The organism is Myxosarcina sp. GI1(2024), from assembly GCF_053543375.1.
Map to the genome: position 1 here is coordinate 52,600 of NZ_JBKGTY010000005.1, position 20,340 is coordinate 72,939.

The window sequence follows — 20,340 nt, forward strand, 5'->3', positions numbered from 1 at the left end:
TGAACTTAGAACAGTACCACTACAAGACTGTTCTAACCAGATGAAAAGAGGTTGATTATGGTGCTCTCGAAGCAATCGCCTGTTAGAGAAATGACTCAAACCCATGCTACTCTCGATGGTAATGAAGCCGTCGCTCGGGTTGTCTATCCACTAAATGAAGTTATCGCGATCTATCCCATTACCCCTTCTTCGCCAATGGGTGAATGGGCGGATACCTGGTCATCACAGAGTAGGAAAAATCTTTGGGGTACCGTACCGACAATATTGGAGATGCAGAGTGAGGGCGGAGTGGCAGGTGCGGTTCACGGTGCCTTACAGACGGGCTCGCTGACGACTACTTTTACCGCCTCTCAGGGATTGCTGTTGATGATTCCCAATATGTATAAAATAGCTGGAGAACTGACACCAACAGTATTTCATGTCGCAGCCCGTTCTCTAGCAGCACAAGCTTTATCTATTTTTGACGATCATAGCGACGTAATGGCAACTCGCGCTACGGGTTTTGCTTTGTTATGTTCGGCATCGGTACAAGAAGCCCAAGATCTGGCTCTAATTGCTACTGCTACTACTTTGCGATCGCGCATTCCCTTCCTTCATTTCTTTGATGGTTTTCGCACTTCCCACGAAATTCAAAAGCTCGAATTATTAGACGAAGAGCTAATGCGATCGCTGATTAGAGAAGATGATATTATCGCTCATCGTCACAGGGCTTTAACTCCAGAGCGCCCGGCAATCAGAGGTACGGCGCAAAACCCCGATGTTTACTTCCAAGCCAGAGAAACGGTCAATCCTTACTATCAAGCCTGTCCGCAAATTACTCAGCGAGTAATGAATGAATTTGCCCAACTGACGGGAAGACAGTATAGTTTGTTTGAATATTACGGCGATCCCGAAGCCAAACGAGTAATCGTTCTCATGGGTTCGGGATGCGAAGCGGTAAGAGAAACAGTAGATTATCTCAATAGAGAAGGTGAAAAAGTTGGCTTGGTTAAAGTAAGGCTCTATCGCCCATTTGATTCTCTCAGATTTATCGCTGCGTTGCCTAAAACGGTTAAGAGTATCGCCGTTCTCGATCGCACGAAAGAACCCGGTAGTGCAGGCGAACCACTATACTTAGATGTAGTCAATGCTCTTGTCGAATACAATCGAACGTCTCTACCTAAAATCGTTGGGGGACGATACGGATTATCTTCCAAAGAATTTACTCCAGCGATGATTAAAGGAGTATTCGATAATTTAGCTCAAAACCAACCGAAAAATTATTTCACAATCGGCATCAATGACGATTTAATGGGCACTAGCCTAGAATACGATCCCAACTTTTCAACCGAATCACTAGAGATCGTCCGCGCTATCTTCTACGGTTTGGGTTCGGATGGAACTGTCGGGGCAAATAAAAACACGATTAAAATTATTGGCGAGTCTACCGATAACTATGCACAGGGTTACTTTGTCTACGACTCGAAAAAATCTGGTTCGGTAACGGTTTCTCATTTGCGCTTTGGTTCCCAACCGATTCATTCGACCTATTTGATTAACAACGCTAGCTTCGTTGGCTGTCACCAGTGGCATTTCTTGGAAAAATTACCAGTTCTCGAGGCGATCGAACCTGGAGGAATTTTCTTACTCAATAGCCCCTACCAGCGAGATGAACTGTGGAATCAGTTACCGCAGCGAGTACAACAGCAGATTATCGCTAAGCAGTTAAAGTTCTATGCCATCAATGCTTACAAAGTTGCTCGCGAAGCGGGAATGGGCAGCAGAATTAATACGGTAATGCAAGTATGTTTCTTTGCCTTATCTGGAGTGCTACCTAAAGAAGAAGCAATCGCCGCGATTAAACAGTCAATTCGCAAAACCTACAGTAAAAAAGGCGAAGAAATCGTCAACATGAATCTCAAAGCCGTAGATGCCACTTTAGATAATTTGTACGAAGTCGAGATTGAGAATGTATCAGCGGAACGGGACACCTTCAAACCCAACCCAATACCCGATACCGCACCTGAATTCGTCCGAGAAGTATTAGGCACAGCGATCGCTCGACAAGGAGATAGTATCCCCGTCAGTGCTTTACCTTGCGATGGTACCTATCCTACTGGTACTGCTAAATTCGAGAAACGCAATATTGCCCAAGAAATTCCCGTTTGGGATCCCGATGTCTGCGTTCAGTGTGGTAAATGCGTGATGGTCTGCCCCCATGCAGTAATTCGCAGTAAGGTATACGAACCACAACAGCTAGAAAATGCCCCAGATAGCTTTAAGAGTGCCGATGCAAGAGAACACGACTGGAAAGGAGCGAAATTTACCATCCAAGTCGCAGCCGAAGACTGTACGGGATGCGGAATCTGCGTTGATGTTTGTCCTGCTAAAAATAAATCTCAGCCTCGCTTTAAAGCGATTAATATGCAACCCCAGCTACCCTTACGAGAACGAGAACGAAAAAACTGGAATTTCTTCTGCGAGCTTCCCAACCCAGAGCGCACTAAATTAAATCTCCATAAAATTAGCCACCAGCAAATGCAAGAACCCCTGTTTGAATTCTCTGGTGCTTGTGCGGGTTGTGGCGAAACTCCTTATCTCAAATTAATGAGTCAACTTTTTGGCGATCGCGCGATCGTCGCCAATGCCACTGGCTGTTCTTCAATTTATGGCGGTAACCTGCCAACAACACCTTGGAGTCATAATGCTGAAGGTAGAGGGGTTGCCTGGTCGAACTCTCTGTTTGAAGATAATGCCGAATTTGGTTTGGGATTTCGGGTTTCTATCGATAAACAGGCTCAATTTGCAGCTGAGTTACTGACATCTCTAGCCGATGAAGTAGGAGAAAAACTAGCTAACAGTATTTTAACCGCCAAACAACAAGACGAAGCCGAGATCTACGAACAGCGCGATCGCATTACCCAACTAAAACAAAAACTTGAAACTATTGTCAGGGCGAATAGCCATTTGCCCCTAACTACAATATCCCAAATCAAACAACTTCTGTCCCTTGCCGATTACCTGGTTAAAAAAAGCGTCTGGATTGTTGGTGGTGATGGCTGGGGTTACGACATTGGTTACGGCGGACTAGACCATGTTTTCGCTAGCGGACGGAATGTCAATATTCTCATCTTGGATACAGAAGTCTATTCTAATACGGGAGGGCAAATGTCTAAAGCCACCCCCAGAGGTGCAGTAGCCAAATTTGCCGCAGCAGGCAAACCAGCACCTAAAAAGGACTTGGGGTTAATGGCGATGACTTACGGCAATGTTTATGTCGCTAGCGTTGCCATGGGTGCCAAAGACGAACATACGTTAAGAGCGTTTCTCGAAGCCGAAGCCTATGAAGGAGTGTCTTTAATCATTGCCTACTCTCACTGTATCGCTCACGGCATTAATATGACTACCGCCATGCAGCAGCAAAAAGCGTTAGTCGATTCGGGACGCTGGTTACTTTACCGTTACGATCCCAGACGCAAACAACGAGGTGAAAATCCACTCTTACTCGACAGTCGCACTCCCAAACAGCCGGTAGAACCTTCTATGTATGCTGAAAACCGCTTCCGAATGTTGATGCACTCCCAACCAGAAGTAGCAAAAAAACTCATGCAACAAGCACAAGAAGATGTAAATACCCGCTACGCCATGTATCAGTATTTGGCAGCAAAAGAAATGGTTAATAGTTAGTAGTAAGTAGCGATCGCGAGTGTTAGTTATTGAAACTGAAATGTCTATTATTGAATGAGGTGTAATGATAATGGTTAGTCTGTTAAGGAATTTTCCCTTTGTTGCTTCGAGTACCACTCCGCCAGACACCGAGACTGGATTCCATCCTTGGCAAGTCGAAGAAGATAATTTTCCTGTTGATGGTACGATTTCTCAGCAGCTAGAATTTTTAATTAACTATGCAATTTTAGCTCCCTCAGCTCATAATACTCAGCCTTGGTTATTTAAAATAGCCGATCGCGCGATCGAACTCTATGCAGATAAAACTCGCGCTTTACCCATTGCCGCTCCAGATTCTCGCGAATTAATCATCAGTTGTGGTGCGGCTTTGTTTAATCTCTGCATTGCCATACGTTACTTTGGCTATCGAGATCTCGTAGAATTGCTTCCCGAACCTTACAACCCTAATTTATTGGCACGGATTCGCCTTGGTAGTAAAACAATAGCTAAAGCGGAAGAACACTTATTATTTCGAGCAATTCCCAAAAGATGCACCAACCGCCTTCAGTTTGCCAATCGTCAGTTACCGACATCTTTGATTTCACAATTACAGTTAGTGGCTTGTTCGCAACATACTTGGCTCAACGTCGTTCCTAAAGCCATTCAGCAACAAGTAATCGAGCTAATTATAGAAGGCGATCGCCTGCAAATGGCAAACCCTCTATTTCGCCAAGAACTAGCCAAATGGATTCGCTCTGGTAACAGTTCCAGTCACGATGGTATCCCTGCCTACGCTCAAGGAATGGACGAAAGATTGGACGCACTTACCCCGTTGATGTCGTTTGCGGTTCGTTCCTTCGATCTGGGTAAATCCCAATCGGCTAAAAACCAAAAACTAGCAGAAAAAGCTCTGCTGCTGGTATTAAACAGCAGATACGATACTCCCCGAGACTGGCTGATTACCGGAGAAGCTTTAGAACATTTATTATTAAGAGCCAGAGTTGATGATGTCTGGGCATCTTTCTTCAATCAACCAATTCAAAATCCCCAACTGCGATCGCGCTTAACAGCTTTATTTCCTCAAAATGGTTATCCACAAATTGTTTTGCGTTTGGGTTATGGCAAAGAGATCAAACCAACCCCTAGAAGACCGATAGATGAAGTATTACTGACCGTTAACCAATAACAACAACAAAGACAAAAACCTTGCTTGAAGTCTAATAAATTAACTGACCACTAACTAAATTAAAGGGAAATTGTAAGATGAATGGCCGTAAAATCAAAACCTTAATTTTAGCTTTTATAGCAGCGTTCTTATTGATTCTGGTCAGTGGAGTTGCTGTTGCCGACAATGAAAGCGAAATTCAAATCTTGAAAATGGGTACTGATGTCATAGTTCCCGAAAAGCAAGTGATTACCGATGCGGTAGCCATTGGGGGCGATGTCACCCTCCTCAATGATGCACGAATTACCAACGATGCTGTAGCTATCGGAGGAGATGTAATTCTCAGACCTAATGCCCGCGTTAGCGGCGATGCAGTAGCAATTGGCGGCGAGATTATTAAGGAAGAAGGAGCAATGGTAGGCGGTAGCGAAGTAGTTATGTTTAGTAATACTAAGGTATTTTTCGAACGCTACGGTCTGTTTGGTACTCTTTATTTAACCAATGTTATCTTTTCTTTAATCTCTCTGTTATTCGTCTTTGCTTTTGGCATATTTTTACTCTTACTACTTCCAGGACATCTAGAAACTATTACCAACACGATGCACCAACACCCATTTAAGTCTGGTATGTGGGGTTTAGGCGGAATTGTCGCAGTTGGATTATTTGTCGCTCTATTTGCCGGTAGCATCGTGGGATTTTTGCTAATCCCCATAGTCAATTTAGCCTTAGCAATCGCGGGTTTACTTGGTGCGATCGTCACGGGACTGTGGATTGGCAAGAAAGTTTTTCCTCGTAGAGCAACTGCTAGATTTTCAACCTTTTTTGTCGGAATGTTAATTTTAGTTCTCATTAGTATTCTCATTCCCGTTGTGGGAGGCTTAATTATCTTAATGCTCAATCTGTTTGGCTTTGGTGCCGTGTTATTATCGCGAGTTGGCACAGTGCAGCCAGAAAAGATTAAAAAACAATTCGACAACTTAGAAGGTACGGTGCAGCCTTCGGAAAGGTGAAATCCTAGTTTTGACGAAGAAATCGCCGGTTATCTGAAATAATTGGGTATGTAAAATAAATTGTGTCAAAGGTCAAAACACACTCTAATAAATAGAATTAATGTGAGGAATGAGACTATGACCTTTCGACCAGAGTTAATTGATGAACTGCTCAAAGACTATGAAAAACCAGAAGACCTTATTGGAGAAGGAGGAATCCTCAAACAACTGACCAAAAAACTCGTAGAGCGTTGTTTAGAAGCTGAAATAGACGTACATCTAGAGACTCAGAAGGCAGAGCGGGGCAAAAAAGAGCGACAAAATCGACGCAACGGACACAGCCGTAAAACCATTAAGGGGGAGTTTGGCGAAGCGGAACTTGCCGTGCCTCGCGATCGCGATCGCCAATTCGAGCCTCAGATGGTCAAAAAAGGACAAACTCGTTTTACAGGCTTCGATGACAAGATTCTCGCCCTGTATGCGAGAGGAATGACCACTCGTGATATCCAAGCCCAACTACAAGACCTTTATGGAGTAGAAGTATCGCCAGCCCTGGTATCTCAAGTAACCAATGCGGTTCATGAAGAGCGACTCCAGTGGCAAAATCGCAGCCTAGAGGCAGTGTATCCAATTATCTTTTTTGATGCTTTGGTCGTCAAAGTCAGACAGGAGGGAAGAGTCATCAACAAAGCCGTCCATCTAGCTCTGGGAATCAACATCGAAGGCGATAAGGAGTTATTGGGGCTGTGGATGACCCAGACAGAAACGGCAAAATTCTGGCTGTCGGTGTTAACTGAGTTAAAGAATCGTGGAGTCAAGGATATCTTTATTGCTTGTATCGATGGTCTGACGGGCTTCGCCGAAGCGATTGAAACGGTATTTACGCAAACCCGCGTACAGTTATGTATGGTACACATGGTCAGGAACTCCCTACGCTATGTCTCCTACAAACACCGTAAAGCTGTTGCCGCTGACCTCAAACGAGTGTACACTGCCGCTACTGAAGCTGAAGCCGAACAGGCACTAATAACTTTTGCTGACAAGTGGGACTCCACTTATGCCCCAATTAGTAGGTCTTGGCTGGCTCACTGGCAGCACGTGATTCCGTTTTTCCAGTTTCCTCCAGAAATCCGTCGCATTATTTACACCACTAATGCGATCGAGTCGATGAATATGACTCTTAGAAAAGTGTTGAAGAATCATCGGATTTTTCCAACAGATGAAGCTGCGCTCAAAGTTATTTATCTTGCGATTAATAACTTATCTCAGAGATGGACTAGACCTTTACGGGATTGGAAAGCTGCTTTAAATCGATTTGCCATCGAGTTTGAAGGACGGCTTCCACTTTAACTTTCTTTGACACAAACTTATTGACAGATCCAAATAATTTTAAAATTCACGGTTTGCCAAGCTGAGAAATCAGAGCAAATCCCTCTTATTGGTCGCGATCGCTTTTTTTACTTAATTTTTTGCTCCTGCCTCCTACCTGCTGCCTTTTACCTTGTCTCATCTACCTTCTGCCATCTACTAATCAGATCGACTACGTAAAAATTCGTACCAAAAAGTAGCCCAAAGATCTCTCAAAAAGCTCTTGTAGAACATTTTTATGAGGTAAATTTTGATTACTTATACTCTTATAAGTTGCGAATCGATCTGAAAGAAATTGATGCAGAAGACTAAACATTCTACTATAGAGCAGCAAACCCAAGAAGCTAGAAATTTTAAATACTTTTCGGGTAAAACTAAACCCCTGCTGCAAAAAATCTACGAAGACAAACAGACGGTTGACAGATTAATCGAGCAAATATTTTCTCTACTACACGAGCATTTCTGCGATCGCTTATCAGAAAATTTAAACAAGTGGAGTCAGAATGAGATCGTGATGATTACCTACGGTGATAGCATCTCTACCTCCAAGGAGAAACCGTTGGTTACCTTAAATCGTTTTTTGGCATATTTACAAGATACTATTACAGGGGTTCATATCCTACCTTTTTGTCCTTACAGTTCCGACGATGGCTTTGCCGTAATTGACTATTTGCAAGTCAGTCCCGAACTCGGCGATTGGCAAGACATTGAAGCTATTGCCCAAAAATTCGATCTGATGGCAGATTTGGTTCTCAATCACGTCTCTAGTAAAAGCACTTGGTTCGAGCAGTTTAAACAAGGAATTAAACCAGGATGCGATTATTTTATTGAAGTAGATCCCCAAACCGATCTTTCCGCCGTAGTTCGTCCTCGCAGTAGCGACTTACTGGTTGAGGTAGATACACCTCAAGGCAAAAAATATGTCTGGGCTACTTTTAGTGCCGACCAAGTGGATCTCAATTATGCCAATCCCGATGTATTAATTGAAGTTTTAAAAGTTATTTTATTTTACGTTCAAAAAGGCGCTAAGTATATCCGACTCGATGCAGTAGGGTATTTATGGAAATGTATTGGCACCCAGTGTATCCATTTACCTCAAACTCATGCCTTAATCAAACTATTTCGGGAAATCACCCAAATGTTAAATCCCAACGTTGCCATAATTACCGAAACCAACGTACCAAATAGAGAAAACCTCAGTTATTTTGGCAACCGCGATGAGGCACATCTAATTTACAATTTTAGTTTGCCTCCTTTGATTCTCAACGCATTATTACAGGGCAAATCCGATCACTTAAAAACCTGGATGATGAGTATGCCTCCCGCACCTATGGGTTGTGCCTATTTTAATTTTACGGCTTCTCATGATGGTATTGGTTTACGTCCCACTGAAGGTCTATTAACCGAAGACGAATACGAAACCATGCTGAAGATGATGCAGCAGTTCGGGGGCAAAATTAGCATGAGGAAAAAACCCGACGGAACAGAAAGCCCTTATGAAATTAATATTTCTCTGTTTGATGCCATGAAGGGGACTGCCAAAGGAGAGGATGAATGGCAAATCGAGCGGTTTCTCTGTTCTCAAACGATGGTGATGGCTTTAGAAGGAATTCCCGCCTTCTACATTCACAGCTTTTTGGCAACTTCTAACGATCTTGCAGGAGTAGCGACAACCGGACGCAATCGTTCGATCAATCGTTACAAGTGGAACTATGAAGAGTTAGAGTCAAAACTTCAAGATCCCGACTCGACTCAAACAAAAGTGATGAAAGAAATGTCACGACGCATTCAAATTCGCCGTCGTCAGCCTGCTTTTCATCCTAATGCCACTCAGTACACCTTGCATCCAATGAATAGTTCCCTATTCGTCTTTTGGAGACAGAGTATTTATCGCGAGCAGAGTATTTTCTGTATTAATAATTTAAGCGATCGCGTTCAAAAACTTCAGCTTTCTGATATTAATCTAATTTGTATCGATCCTTGGCACGATCTCCTCAGTGGTCAGGTAATAGAAGATATTAACGACTGCTTCGTGCTTCAGCCCTATCAATGTGCTTGGATTACCAATTTAGAGTTTTAATTGGTTTAACGAACTCATCGCGATCGAGCTTGAATTGATATGTTACCCTCTACTCCCAAGTTTGAGGGTAACTAATTTTTCAAGTCCCCAAAATTGAAGGCAAATGTGTAATATCAAAACCGATTGATAAAAATTATCCTAAAATCAAACTTTTGGTGAAGGAGATGCAGGTAATTTATCAATCAGTGCGAGTGATATACAAATAAGTGGACAAGGTGGACAAGGTGATTTAAGGTGATTTTAGTAGTGGTTTATTTGCTCAAGTTGGCTCAGAGGCTATAGGAAAAGGAGGTAATATCACCATTGGTAGCAAACAATCATCCGTGGAGAAGTTAAGTATTCAGGACTTACGCACTTCAGCACTCTAAACCTTGATTTACCGTTACTGACTCGCTGCTCAAACAACGAAATTTCATTCAACTGCGTAAGTCCTGGTATTACTGAAGACGCATTAGTTTCAGTTTCTACTTTCAGTGAAGGTAATGCTGGAAATTTAACAATTACTACCGAAAAATTATTGCTTGAGAGTGGAGGTGAATTACAGGCTATCTCTTTCGACAATGCCAGTTTCAGCTTGCTTGCTTGTCGCCCCTACAGGTCCGTCCCCTAAATTCACGGCAATCAATGTGCGGACGTAGGTTCGGCACCCGTGCCTCCCCAATCATGGGGGACTTTTAGGTATCTGGCTCCCCCAAAGTTGGGAGCTGGGGGGCTTAATCGAACGGTATTGGGTAGGGCTATTTCATTCTCAGAATGAAGGAATGGTATAGCAACGCCCTCAAACTGGGCATTGCTGTTATCTCTAGTCTGCCATTAAAATAGCTCGACCAGTTCGCCATAACCCCTAGTATTGCTCTCTAGGCTAGATCGATACAGAAGTTGAATCCATTCCCATTCTCTGGTCAATCCTTCTTCAAGAGAAACTTGCGGATTGTAGCCTAAAATTGTTTTAGCTTTGGTAACGTCAGCACTAGTATGACGCGCATCGCCTCTGGCTCTTTCTACGTATTCTTTACGAAGCGGTTGCCCTATAATCTCTTCCATTTTATCGAGAACATCAGCTAAAACTACCCGACTACCACCGCCAATATTAAATACTTGCCCTACTGCTTCTGGTACTTCTGCTGCCGCTAAATTAGCTGCTACTGCATCGCTGATGAAGGTAAAATCTCTAGTTTGTTTGCCGTCACCATAAATATAAATTGTTTCTTTTTGAATTGCCGCCCTAAAGAATTTTTGAAAAGCCATGTCGGGACGCTGACGCGGTCCATAAACGGTAAAATAGCGCAGTGCGGTAACTGGCACGTCAAAGTTTTGCTGATATAGCCAACATAGACGCTCGGCTGCTAATTTGGTAATGCCATAAGGAGATACGGGTTGAGGACAGATGGTTTCGGGAGTAGGCATAGTCTCGGCATTGCCATATACCGAAGAGGTAGAAGCAAAAACAATACGCTTGAGAGAAGGGATTTCTTTTGCCGCTTCCAAAATTATCTGAGTGGCATTGATATTTCTTTCGGTATAATTACGAAAACCCTCACCCCAACTAGCTCTAACTCCCGCTTGTGCCGCTTGATGGTAGACTACCTCGGTTTCTGCCAAAAGTTGGTGCCAGTTCAAATCTTGAATATTGGCTTTGATTAGCTTAAAGGATGAATGAGATTCTAAATGAGCTACGTTTTGCAGTTTGAGTCGAGGATCGTAGTAATCGTTAAATTGATCGATGCCAATAACGCGATCGCCTCGTTTTAAGAGCGTTTCTGCCAAATGCGAGCCAATGAAGCCTGCCACACCCGTAACTATTTGAGTAGACATAAAGTTTAATAAAATAAATTTCAATAAAATAAAATCTGGTTTTTAGTTGTGTATTTTGGAAGAATTCGAATCAGCCGATAGTAAATGTTCTCGTTCTGTACAAAGATTTTTGTCTCATACACGAGCATGACTACTAGAGATATTTTTTGATTTTGTATTAGGCAGAGTGACGACAGCCTTATTTTTAGCTTTTAACTCTAGTAATGATAATGGAATTACTACAGGCCAAAATATTGAAGCTAAGATTGCTATTTTGATATGGATTGGATCTTTCAAAGATGATTTTTTGTCTTCTACTATTTTAGAAAGCAAAAAAACAAAGTAACTTAAAGTAACAAATAAATAAAGTAATAACATTAAATTAATTCCTGAATTTGCAAATATTTTAAATTGACTTACATTAAACCTCAGGCTATTATATTAAACTGTAAATTTTTCTAAAACAATAAAGTCTAAGTAAAGAAACTGTTATTTTGCAAATTTTTTGTAAAAATAAGGTTTTTCACCACAGTAAATTCAACCATTTAGGAGTAGCGATCCATATTAAATTGATTTTATTCTAATTACAACTAGATTTCTGTATACTCGATTAGACTTATAAGGCGATCGCTTTATGTAAGCTTAAAACTTACCATTTAAATATTTTTTATATTTCCTTTATAAAAGTATTTGGCTACATAGCCAGTAGGTTACTTTTTATAAAATCTTCAAATTATTTATACTAAAGTTAATTATAAATTTACAGAGCTTTTCAGTATTTTTCTGGATAATTAAATAACAAATAATTGAAAACTCTAATAAAGAAAAATTTTAACTTTTTTAGATTTGTCCAAGCTTTCTTTGCATAAAGTTTAAAAAATCATTATGGCTTCGAATACAACAGATTTTAAACAAGTAAATTTATCAAGTTTAGGCATTAAGAGTCCTACTTCCATACAGTTCGGTCTAGATCCAGATGGTCGTCGAAAGGAAAGGAAGCTCACTCAGATACCAGCTTATTTTTTTTCAATACTGCGAAAGTCCCTATTTTCCAACACTGCGGGCATATACTTAGTCGATCTATCGGGAACCATGATGAGAGCCGATCGTGGGCGGTACTACTATCTCTTTCTCAAATGCCTTGAGCTGGGAATGCGAAGCACGACTATTCCTCTGAACCTGAATCTACTAAAAATATTTGGAACGCGATACGGTAGATTGATACTCAATGATACCGAATTGACTTCATCTCTCAAAGTCTCTTTGGTCGACAATCACCATGGAATTCTCATCTCTGACCAAGAATGCTCTCAAGTAATGCTGTCTCGCGAGCGAAGTAATCTAATGTTTCCTGTGATGATGCACCCACTAATATATGGATCGCAGCATTCTACAACTCGAGCCCTAATTGCTACACAGAGAAACGAAACTAACCGACCATTCGGTGTTGTGTTCGCTGGCAATACATCTGCTAATATATACAAGGATATCGAGTTTGAAGGTGAGATCTTTGCTTCTAGAAAAAAAATCCTCGATTCGTTGAAGGGGATTGTTAATTTTCTAGATAGTATACCTGAGTCTCGCCAAGTGCGCGCCAGCTTCATCCTTGGTATGGACGGCACTCGTATCAAGCAGGAGAAGATGATTCGGATGCTACTAGGCTCCGACTTCTTTTTAGCACTACCTGGTGCCACAATCCCCTTCTGTCACAATATTGCTGAAGCAATGGCCTGTGGAGCAATTCCAATAACTAACTACGGACACCTCTTCTGCCCTCCACTAAGAGATAAAGTTGAGTGTATTTCTTTTGATGGAGCCGATGCTCGGTCTGCGTTAAAGCGGGCGTTAGAACTCCAACCTGCAGAGGCGATCGCCATGCGGAGGAGGGTGCTTGCCTACTATGATGCTTATATGTCACCAGTAGGGTTTATCCAATTGCTTGAGAAAGAGCTGACTCTTACGGGGAGGGCAAAAGTGTATTATCCATATAGATAATTAAGTATTCTTATTTTTTAGAGGTACGTTTAGCTGTTATTTGTACTCTTAAAGTTATCATTTGCAGTATTAGCGATTCTCAAGATGTAATTCAAGACAACTGCCCTTTTTTCTTCCAGTTGATTCAAGATATACTTGCTATACAAATTATCCTCAATACAGGACATACTCCCAGAGTAATTTACTTTTAAAAAGACTATCAATCGAGCCATATCCTTCTTCTACTTCAAAAAACTGTGATTTAGCTTTTAATTGCAACAATGATGATGGAGTATCACCGACCAGAATAATAAAGCTATGATTGCTATCTCAATATGGAAAAAAAATTGAATAGCAGCAATTATTTGAATTTCTAGCTTATTTTATTAGAAAAAAGCAATAGTTTATAGCTTTAGTACTATTGATGACTATGTTATTTAGCATCGCAATTTTACAATTTACATAAAAACAACAAACTCAACTAAAGCAAATACCTTCTTTATATTTTTTTAAATAAAGTCTATATGCATAAATAACTAGTTAAACTTCATAATAAATTTAAGCGCAAGCCAATAAAGTTTATTTTAAGTTTACACAACACTACGCTTTTTTGCTGATAATTAGCAGTACATAGTTGAAAACACTATTAGAGAAAATTATATCTTTTCGATTTATACAAGTTTTTTCTTACATTTAAATAAACAATTATGGGTTTAACTACAGATTTTAAACAAGTACAGTTATCAGGTTTAAAGATTAACAATCCTACTTCCCTACAATTTGGACCAGATGGTCGTCTTTACGTCTCTCAGCAAAATGGCATCATTAAAATCGCCGAGCTCGAAGCAATTACTGATTCACAAGGTAAAATTACTGGCTATGAGGTTGTCGGTGATGTAGAAACTATTAATTTAGTCAAAGAGATTCCCAACCATGATGACGATGGAGCTCTTAATACCAATATTAATAACCGTCAGGTAACGGGATTAGTTGTCGAGCAAGATGCCCAAGGCAATCCAGTCTTATATGTCAGCTCCAGCGACCCTCGTATTGGCGGTAACTCCAGTGGTGCTGATAAAAATTTGGATACTAATTCGGGCATAATTTCTCGTCTGACTTTAACCGATTCTTCCGCACCATTAGGAGATAGTCGCTGGACTAAGGTCGAGTTGATTATCGGTCTACCACGTTCTGAAGAAAACCATTCCACCAACGGGATGGACATTCGTACAGAAATCGTCGATGGTGAAAAACATCAAATTATGTACGTTGCCTCTGGTGGCAATACCAACAAAGGTGCACCCAGTAATAATTTTGCTTGGTTACCTGAATATTATTACTCTACAGCAGTATTGCGGGTCGATTTAACCAAGCTCGAACAACTTGAAGCAACCGAAGGCTTAAAAGGCGGTACTGACTATGTCGATTCGTATATTTATGCACTGCCGACCCTAAACGATCCTACTCGCGCAGATGATGCCCAGGGACGAGATACTGCTAACGGCACTACAGGAGAGCAAGATGCCGAAGCCGCTGATACCTTTGGTGGTAATAATGGACTCAACCAAGCTAAGTACGACCCTAAAGGTATAGTACAGGTATATTCAAACGGTTATCGCAACCATTATGATGTTGTAATTACCGAAGCTGGCAATCTTTATACCTTTGATAATGGTCCCAACAATGGTTGGGGTGATAAACCTCTAACTGCAGATGGTAAGGCTGTCAATAGCATCGAGCAAGTGGGAACTAACAATCCCAATATAGACGTAAATACCGGCAATGATAGCGATCCAGATAATCTACACTTAGTAACCGAGGGTTTCTACGGTGGTCATCCCCATCCTGTTTATGCTTCTGGAGCTGATGCTGGTTTATATAGAGTAGATACCAGTAGTGGCTCTCCCGTAGTCACTAAACTTACCGACCCTAGTGACCCCAACAACGACCCCACCACAACTGCCGACGATCTTCCCTCCGATTGGGATACCATTGCCGGTGGTTTTACTCATCCTGAGGCAGACGTTTATAAAAGTCCGGGTGCTGATGGTTCGCTGTGGTCTATTTGGAGTTCTTCTAATGGTTTGACGGAATACACCGCCAGCGGAGTCAGTGATAATCCCAATGCTGAAGTTTTAGCAGTAGCACCATTTAACGGTAAAATCACCTTTATCGAACTCGAGTCTGACGGCACACAAAGTGGAACCAAGGTAACCGATACTGAGTACGTACAAGTTAACGGTACGCCTCTCGATCTTACTGCAGTTGGCAATAACGGTATCGATGGTAGCGGACAATTTGCAGGAACCGTCTGGATCGCTCAATTTGGCGCTGATGGTATCGCTATTCTCACTCCTGGTACCCCACCTGCTCCGGATCTCGACCAAGATGATGATGGTTTGGATGACAATATCGACCCACTACAATACGATTCTGCAAACGGAGTCAACACAGTACTTAATGCCGGTCAAGCTCTATTCTGGGATTTTAATCCTTCCGATAGCGGTGAAAACCCTGGTAAGGGAACTTCGGCAGAAGGACCTTTCAATATTGGCATGACTGGTTGGATGGTTGATGGCGATAAATACTTAGATGGCTTGAGAAATCTGGACAATACCATTAGAGGTGGTGCCCCTGGTGTGGTTCAGGTCAAAAGTGTCGGTTCTGGAGATTTGTCCGGTTCTAATAATACTCAGCAAGACGCGATTCAAACTGGATTTATGCCGAGCCCCAATGTTAAAGAATTTAGGATTAAAGTACCTATTTTCAATCCTTTTGCCAGTGATGCTAATAATGGGATCGACTGGTCGGATTCAGCATCGATGGGATTTACTCTTGGCGATGGCAGTATGTCTAATTTCTTGCAAATTGCTGTCGGTGCTAAAAATGCTAGCGGCTCGCCTTTAGCTCCAGTATTACGGGTCAGCTACGAAGAAAACGATCTGACCATTACCGAGCTGGAAATTGATGCCAATGAACTCTTAAATTCTGTGGATGATGACTTGGTAGAACTATTTCTCGATGTCGATTTGGCAACTTATCAGGTATCGCCAAGCTGGCGTTTTCAGACCAATGGTGTTTGGTCGCCAACTCAGCAAATTAGCGACAATCCAGTACAGCTAGATGTCGAGGGACAAATTGTTAAATCCTTACAGGGACAATTTTATCTCGATGGAGTTCAAAGCGCGCCAGTAGTTACACTTACCTCAACTTCTAACGGTTCGGAGCCATTTACTGCAGATTTTCTCGATCTGACCATTGAATCGACCGCAGCTTTTCCCAATGTTTTAATTCAAGAAACCGATGGTAATACTAAAGTTACCGAAGGTGGTAGTCAAGACAGCTACTCCCTAGTTCTTACTTCTCAGCCTACATCTGAGGTAAAGGTTACTCTCGCTCCTGATACCCAACTAACTCTCGATCGCACTGAAGTGGTTTTTACTTCCGAAAATTGGGATACACCCCAGTTGGTAAATATCAGTGCTGTAGACGATACCTTGACTGAAGGGAATCAAACCGTAACTATCGCTCATAGTGTTGCTAGTGCAGACTCTGATTACGATGGTTTGAGTATTCCCGAGCTTACAGTTGATGCAATTGATAACGATGGTCCCAATGTCTTGTATCGCATTAATGTTGGTGGAGCCCAAGTTGCTGCTGCTGATGGCTCCCTAGACTGGAGCGAAGATACCAACACCAATCCCTCTCCTTACAGAGTAGGTAGTGGTGGAGCTAATATTTATGCTACTGGTAATGCGATTGACATTACCGATTCGAGTTTGCCTGCTGGTGTCTCGAAAACCATCTTCCAAACCGAACGTTGGGATCCTAGTTCTGGTTCTACTATGCAATGGGAGTTCAGTGTTGCGCCGGGCGACTATGAAGTCAGACTCTTCTTGGCAGAGATTTACGCTCCCATCGATCTAGCCGGAGAGCGTCTCTTCGATGTCGCAGTAGAAGGTTCTATACCTGCCGTGTTTGATAATATCGATCCTTTTGCTAGTGCTGGTCAGTATTCCGGATTGATGTTGTCTCATACCACTGACGTAACCGACGGTGCTCTTAATTTGGAATTTTTCCACGAGATCCAAAATCCTGCTCTTAAAGGCATTGAAATTCTCTCTGTACTGCCCGTCGTATCTATTGATGATGTTACTGTCAATGAAGATGCTGGCACTGCTACTTTCACGGTTAATCTTTCACAAGCTAGTAGTTCTGAGGTAACAGTTGATTTTGCCACTATTGATAGCACGGCAGTTGCTGGAGAAGATTATACTGATACTAACGGTACCTTAACTTTTGCAGTAGGCGAGACGACTCAAACCATTTCAGTCGATCTTACTGACGACAATCTCGTTGAAGCTGATGAAACTTTGAAAGTTCAACTTTTCAAGGCTATCGGTGCGAACATTGTTAATGAGTTTGGTATTGGTACTCTTGTCGATAATGATGAAAGTGTTCTTGATTCAAATGTTTTGTATCGCATTAATGTTGGTGGAGCCCAAGTTGCTGCTGCTGATGGCTCCCTAGACTGGAGCGAAGATACCAACACCAATCCATCTAGCTACCGAATAGGCAGTGGTGGAGCTAATATTTACTCTACTACTAGTGCTATTGACTTAAGCAATTCGAGTTTGCCTGCTGCTGTCCCAGAAGCAATTTTCCAAACCGAACGCTACGACCTGATTGCTGGAGAGACTATGCAATGGGAGTTCGGTGTCGCGTCGGGCGACTATGAAGTCAGGCTCTTCTTAGCAGAGATTTACAACCCTATTGATGTATCCGGAGAAAGAGTTTTCGATGTTGTAGTTGAAGGTTCGGTACCTGCGGTGTTTGATAATATCGATCCTTTTGCCGGTGCTGGTCAATACTCCGGATTCATGTTATCTTATACCACTACCGTAACCGACGGCGCTCTCAACTTAGAATTTCTTCATGACACTGAACATCCCGCTCTCAAAGGAATTGAAATTCTTTCTGTCCTTACTGATGACCATGATGGTGATTCAGTACCCATAGATCCCCAACCTCCTACCGGTAATGACAATTCTAATCCAGACGGTTCTGGCAGTGAAGAGCCTCTTGATGACCATGATGGTGATTCAGCATCCATAGATCCCCAATCTCCTACCGGTAATGACAATTCTAATCCAGACGGTTCTGGCAGTGAAGAGCCTCTTGATGACCATGATGGTGATTCAGCACCCATAGATCCCCAACCTCCTACCGATTTAAATCTGACCGGTGGTACTGCACAAATCGCTTACGTAGCTTACTATGGACGACCAGCAGACAATTCGGGGCTTGAATTTTGGAATGATGTTCTTACAGAGAACAAAGTCAACTATGCTCCACGACAAGGCGATCGTTTAACTGGCAGTGAAACCGATATCTATAATCGCATCATCGATGCGTTTGGCAATTCAGTAGAGGCAGATCGACTTTTTGGCGGGTTTAGTAGCAATAGAGAAAGAGTCAATCAAGTCTATCAATTTGCTTTCAATCGGGATGGAGATAAGGAAGGTTTAGACTACTGGACGGAACAGATAGACCGAAGTCATGTCACTCTAGCTTCTTTTGCTTTAGAAGTCGCTTTAGGTGCCCAAAATAATGATGTTGTCGTACTCAACAATAAAATCGAGAGTTCAGATCTCTTTACTAAGAGTATTGATACACAAGCAGAAATAAATGCTTATCGGGGCTATGAAGCAGGAATTTTTGGACGAAACTGGCTAAGTAACTACGGACTGACAACCACTACTGTAGCCGAGGTTGACTCTACTATGAATGAGTTGGTTGGATAAAAGATCGAGTCGAGCGACCATCACTAATTCACTAACAGGTTAAATTGATAAATTAGAATTTGCCGAAGATAAACCGCGTCCAGATAGAAAACTGGAGTTTTAGCAAAATTCCTTTAACCTTTTACCTTTTCTCTTTAACCCAAATTAACCCAAAAAAAGAAAGTCAAGAAACTACGGGTTTCAAAGTAGACGGGGTTTACTCCAATTTTTTCAGTTTTCCATAGTTGTGTTCCGTTTCTCTCTGTCTATATTTTTTTAAATTTAGTTTATGTCTGCACAAAATTCATGGACTTTTCTGTCAACGGAAATTTTAAATAATCGTAATTAAGCTGAATGTGCAGAGTAAGAGCATGAATTAATAAGATTCTAAATTAATAGTTAAGTTCGATACTATTAATATTTGGCTTGTTAGTATTTCCTAGACTTACTCTGCTTAAATGCTGAAAAAATTCACAAAAACCTCTCTTGGCATTTAAAGTCTAATATTTTTATTATTGTATTTATGTCGACTTTATGTCGTAAAAATACAAATTAGTCATAAACTTTATTTTTATGTAATCAATTGATTGGTAAATTAAAAGTAAGACAAAAATTCAAATAAACAAAAAATAAATTATTAAAACTATGACTTTCAACTTCAATCATTTAGAAAGGGATAATGCCAATTTTATTTCTCAACTAGAAAAATCTGAAGCCGATGATAAATTACCGACTAGTGTAGAGCTTTTGAATCGAAAAATTACGCTTATAGATGATTTATCATTAATCAAAGCTATTCATAAAACTTGTCTTGAAAACAAGCAAATGACAATTGCTTTGTATAATGTGCATAGTTTTAATATATCAATGCAGCTACCTTGGTTTTTTGAATTTCAACAGAGTTCAGATTATGCCATTTGTGATGGTGTTGGTATTATAAAAGCACTGCAATATATGGGTCTAAAAGTACCTTTGCAATATAGGGTTTCGCCAACAAATTTAACTCCCAAACTAATCGAACACTGTAATCGACACAATCTTTCAATCTTTTTATTAGGAACTAAAACAAAATTAGTACAACAAGCTATTCAAAAAGTTAAAGCTAAATATCCCAACTTAAAAATAGCGGGACATCATGGCTATTTCGACCAGGAAAGCCCGGAGCAAAATCAAGCAGTTATAAATCTAATCAATAGCTTCAAGCCAAATATTTTGCTTGTATGTATGGGAGTGCCGTTACAAGAAAAATGGCTCCTCAAAAACCGCCCTTTTCTCAATGCCAATATTTTCCTGCCTTGCGGAGCAGTCATCGATCGCCTAGCAGGGATCGTACACAAATGTCCGCAGTTGATTTCCAATATAGGATTTGAGTGGTTGTATCGGCTGATTTGGGAACCAAGAAGACTAGCAGGAAGATATTTATTAGGAAATCCTGCTTTTTTGCTGCAAATTGCTCTAGCCAAATCCATGGGACTGTTGACTTATGAAGCTAGCAAGAAAAAAAGAGTCAATTTAGCAGCTGAGAAACTATCAAATTAACTC

10 protein-coding genes are annotated in these 20,340 nt (G+C 41.3%); 8 read left to right on the forward strand and 2 right to left on the reverse strand.

The features are described from left to right. Nucleotides 1-90: 90 nt before the first annotated feature. The 5 genes from nifJ to ACLFKQ_RS19220 all read left to right on the forward strand — a co-directional run bounded on the left by nifJ (nt 91) and on the right by ACLFKQ_RS19220 (nt 9,247). Nucleotides 91-3,666, forward strand: coding sequence for a pyruvate:ferredoxin (flavodoxin) oxidoreductase (gene nifJ / locus ACLFKQ_RS19200; RefSeq protein ID WP_449001364.1), 3,576 nt, complete (start codon nt 91-93; stop codon nt 3,664-3,666). A 70-nt stretch (nt 3,667-3,736) separates the two neighbouring features. Further along, nucleotides 3,737-4,831 (forward strand): Acg family FMN-binding oxidoreductase, encoded by a 1,095-nt coding sequence (locus tag ACLFKQ_RS19205; protein WP_449001365.1) that lies wholly within the window; start codon nt 3,737-3,739, stop codon nt 4,829-4,831. Between the two features lie 77 nt (nt 4,832-4,908). After that, nucleotides 4,909-5,820: a hypothetical protein gene (locus ACLFKQ_RS19210; protein ID WP_449001366.1), complete on the forward strand. Its 912-nt coding sequence runs from the start codon at nt 4,909-4,911 to the stop codon at nt 5,818-5,820. Between the two features lie 117 nt (nt 5,821-5,937). Beyond that, complete coding sequence (locus tag ACLFKQ_RS19215) at nt 5,938-7,149, forward strand: IS256 family transposase (protein ID WP_448998010.1); 1,212 nt, start codon at nt 5,938-5,940, stop codon at nt 7,147-7,149. Nucleotides 7,150-7,465: 316 nt separating this feature from the next. Then, on the forward strand, nt 7,466-9,247 hold the full coding sequence (locus ACLFKQ_RS19220; protein ID WP_449001367.1) for a sugar phosphorylase: 1,782 nt from the start codon (nt 7,466-7,468) through the stop codon (nt 9,245-9,247). 813 nt (nt 9,248-10,060) lie between these two features. Here the strand turns inward: ACLFKQ_RS19220 and ACLFKQ_RS19225 are convergent. Together ACLFKQ_RS19225 and ACLFKQ_RS19230 are read right to left on the reverse strand one after the other, a co-directional pair. Next, a complete protein-coding gene (locus ACLFKQ_RS19225) occupies nt 10,061-11,062 on the reverse strand; it encodes a GDP-mannose 4,6-dehydratase (protein ID WP_449001368.1) in 1,002 nt (333 codons plus the stop codon). A gap of 114 nt (nt 11,063-11,176) precedes the next feature. Further along, nucleotides 11,177-11,419, reverse strand: a complete 243-nt coding sequence (locus tag ACLFKQ_RS19230) for a hypothetical protein (RefSeq protein WP_449001369.1) — start codon at nt 11,417-11,419, stop codon at nt 11,177-11,179. 774 nt (nt 11,420-12,193) lie between these two features. Between ACLFKQ_RS19230 and ACLFKQ_RS19235 the strand changes: the two genes are divergently transcribed. The 3 genes from ACLFKQ_RS19235 to ACLFKQ_RS19245 all read left to right on the forward strand — a co-directional run bounded on the left by ACLFKQ_RS19235 (nt 12,194) and on the right by ACLFKQ_RS19245 (nt 20,337). Further along, on the forward strand, nt 12,194-13,036 hold the full coding sequence (locus ACLFKQ_RS19235; protein ID WP_449001370.1) for a hypothetical protein: 843 nt from the start codon (nt 12,194-12,196) through the stop codon (nt 13,034-13,036). 686 nt (nt 13,037-13,722) lie between these two features. Then, nucleotides 13,723-18,819 (forward strand): malectin domain-containing carbohydrate-binding protein, encoded by a 5,097-nt coding sequence (locus tag ACLFKQ_RS19240; RefSeq protein WP_449001371.1) that lies wholly within the window; start codon nt 13,723-13,725, stop codon nt 18,817-18,819. Nucleotides 18,820-19,443: 624 nt separating this feature from the next. Continuing rightward, nucleotides 19,444-20,337, forward strand: coding sequence for a WecB/TagA/CpsF family glycosyltransferase (locus tag ACLFKQ_RS19245; RefSeq protein WP_449001372.1), 894 nt, complete (start codon nt 19,444-19,446; stop codon nt 20,335-20,337). The last annotated feature ends 3 nt before the right edge of the window (nt 20,338-20,340 follow it).

What these genes read in the sequence shown, in the direction of transcription:
- ACLFKQ_RS19240 (WP_449001371.1), top strand. Translation starts at nt 13,723, where the DNA reads ATGGGTTTAACTACAGATTTTAAACAAGTACAGTTATCAGGTTTAAAG.
- ACLFKQ_RS19205 (WP_449001365.1), top strand. Translation starts at nt 3,737, where the DNA reads ATGGTTAGTCTGTTAAGGAATTTTCCCTTTGTTGCTTCGAGTACCACT.
- ACLFKQ_RS19235 (WP_449001370.1), top strand. Translation starts at nt 12,194, where the DNA reads ATGCGAAGCACGACTATTCCTCTGAACCTGAATCTACTAAAAATATTT.
- nifJ (WP_449001364.1), top strand. Translation starts at nt 91, where the DNA reads ATGACTCAAACCCATGCTACTCTCGATGGTAATGAAGCCGTCGCTCGG.
- ACLFKQ_RS19230 (WP_449001369.1), bottom strand. Translation starts at nt 11,419, where the DNA reads ATGTTATTACTTTATTTATTTGTTACTTTAAGTTACTTTGTTTTTTTG.
- ACLFKQ_RS19210 (WP_449001366.1), top strand. Translation starts at nt 4,909, where the DNA reads ATGAATGGCCGTAAAATCAAAACCTTAATTTTAGCTTTTATAGCAGCG.
- ACLFKQ_RS19215 (WP_448998010.1), top strand. Translation starts at nt 5,938, where the DNA reads ATGACCTTTCGACCAGAGTTAATTGATGAACTGCTCAAAGACTATGAA.
- ACLFKQ_RS19220 (WP_449001367.1), top strand. Translation starts at nt 7,466, where the DNA reads ATGCAGAAGACTAAACATTCTACTATAGAGCAGCAAACCCAAGAAGCT.
- ACLFKQ_RS19225 (WP_449001368.1), bottom strand. Translation starts at nt 11,062, where the DNA reads ATGTCTACTCAAATAGTTACGGGTGTGGCAGGCTTCATTGGCTCGCAT.
- ACLFKQ_RS19245 (WP_449001372.1), top strand. Translation starts at nt 19,444, where the DNA reads ATGACTTTCAACTTCAATCATTTAGAAAGGGATAATGCCAATTTTATT.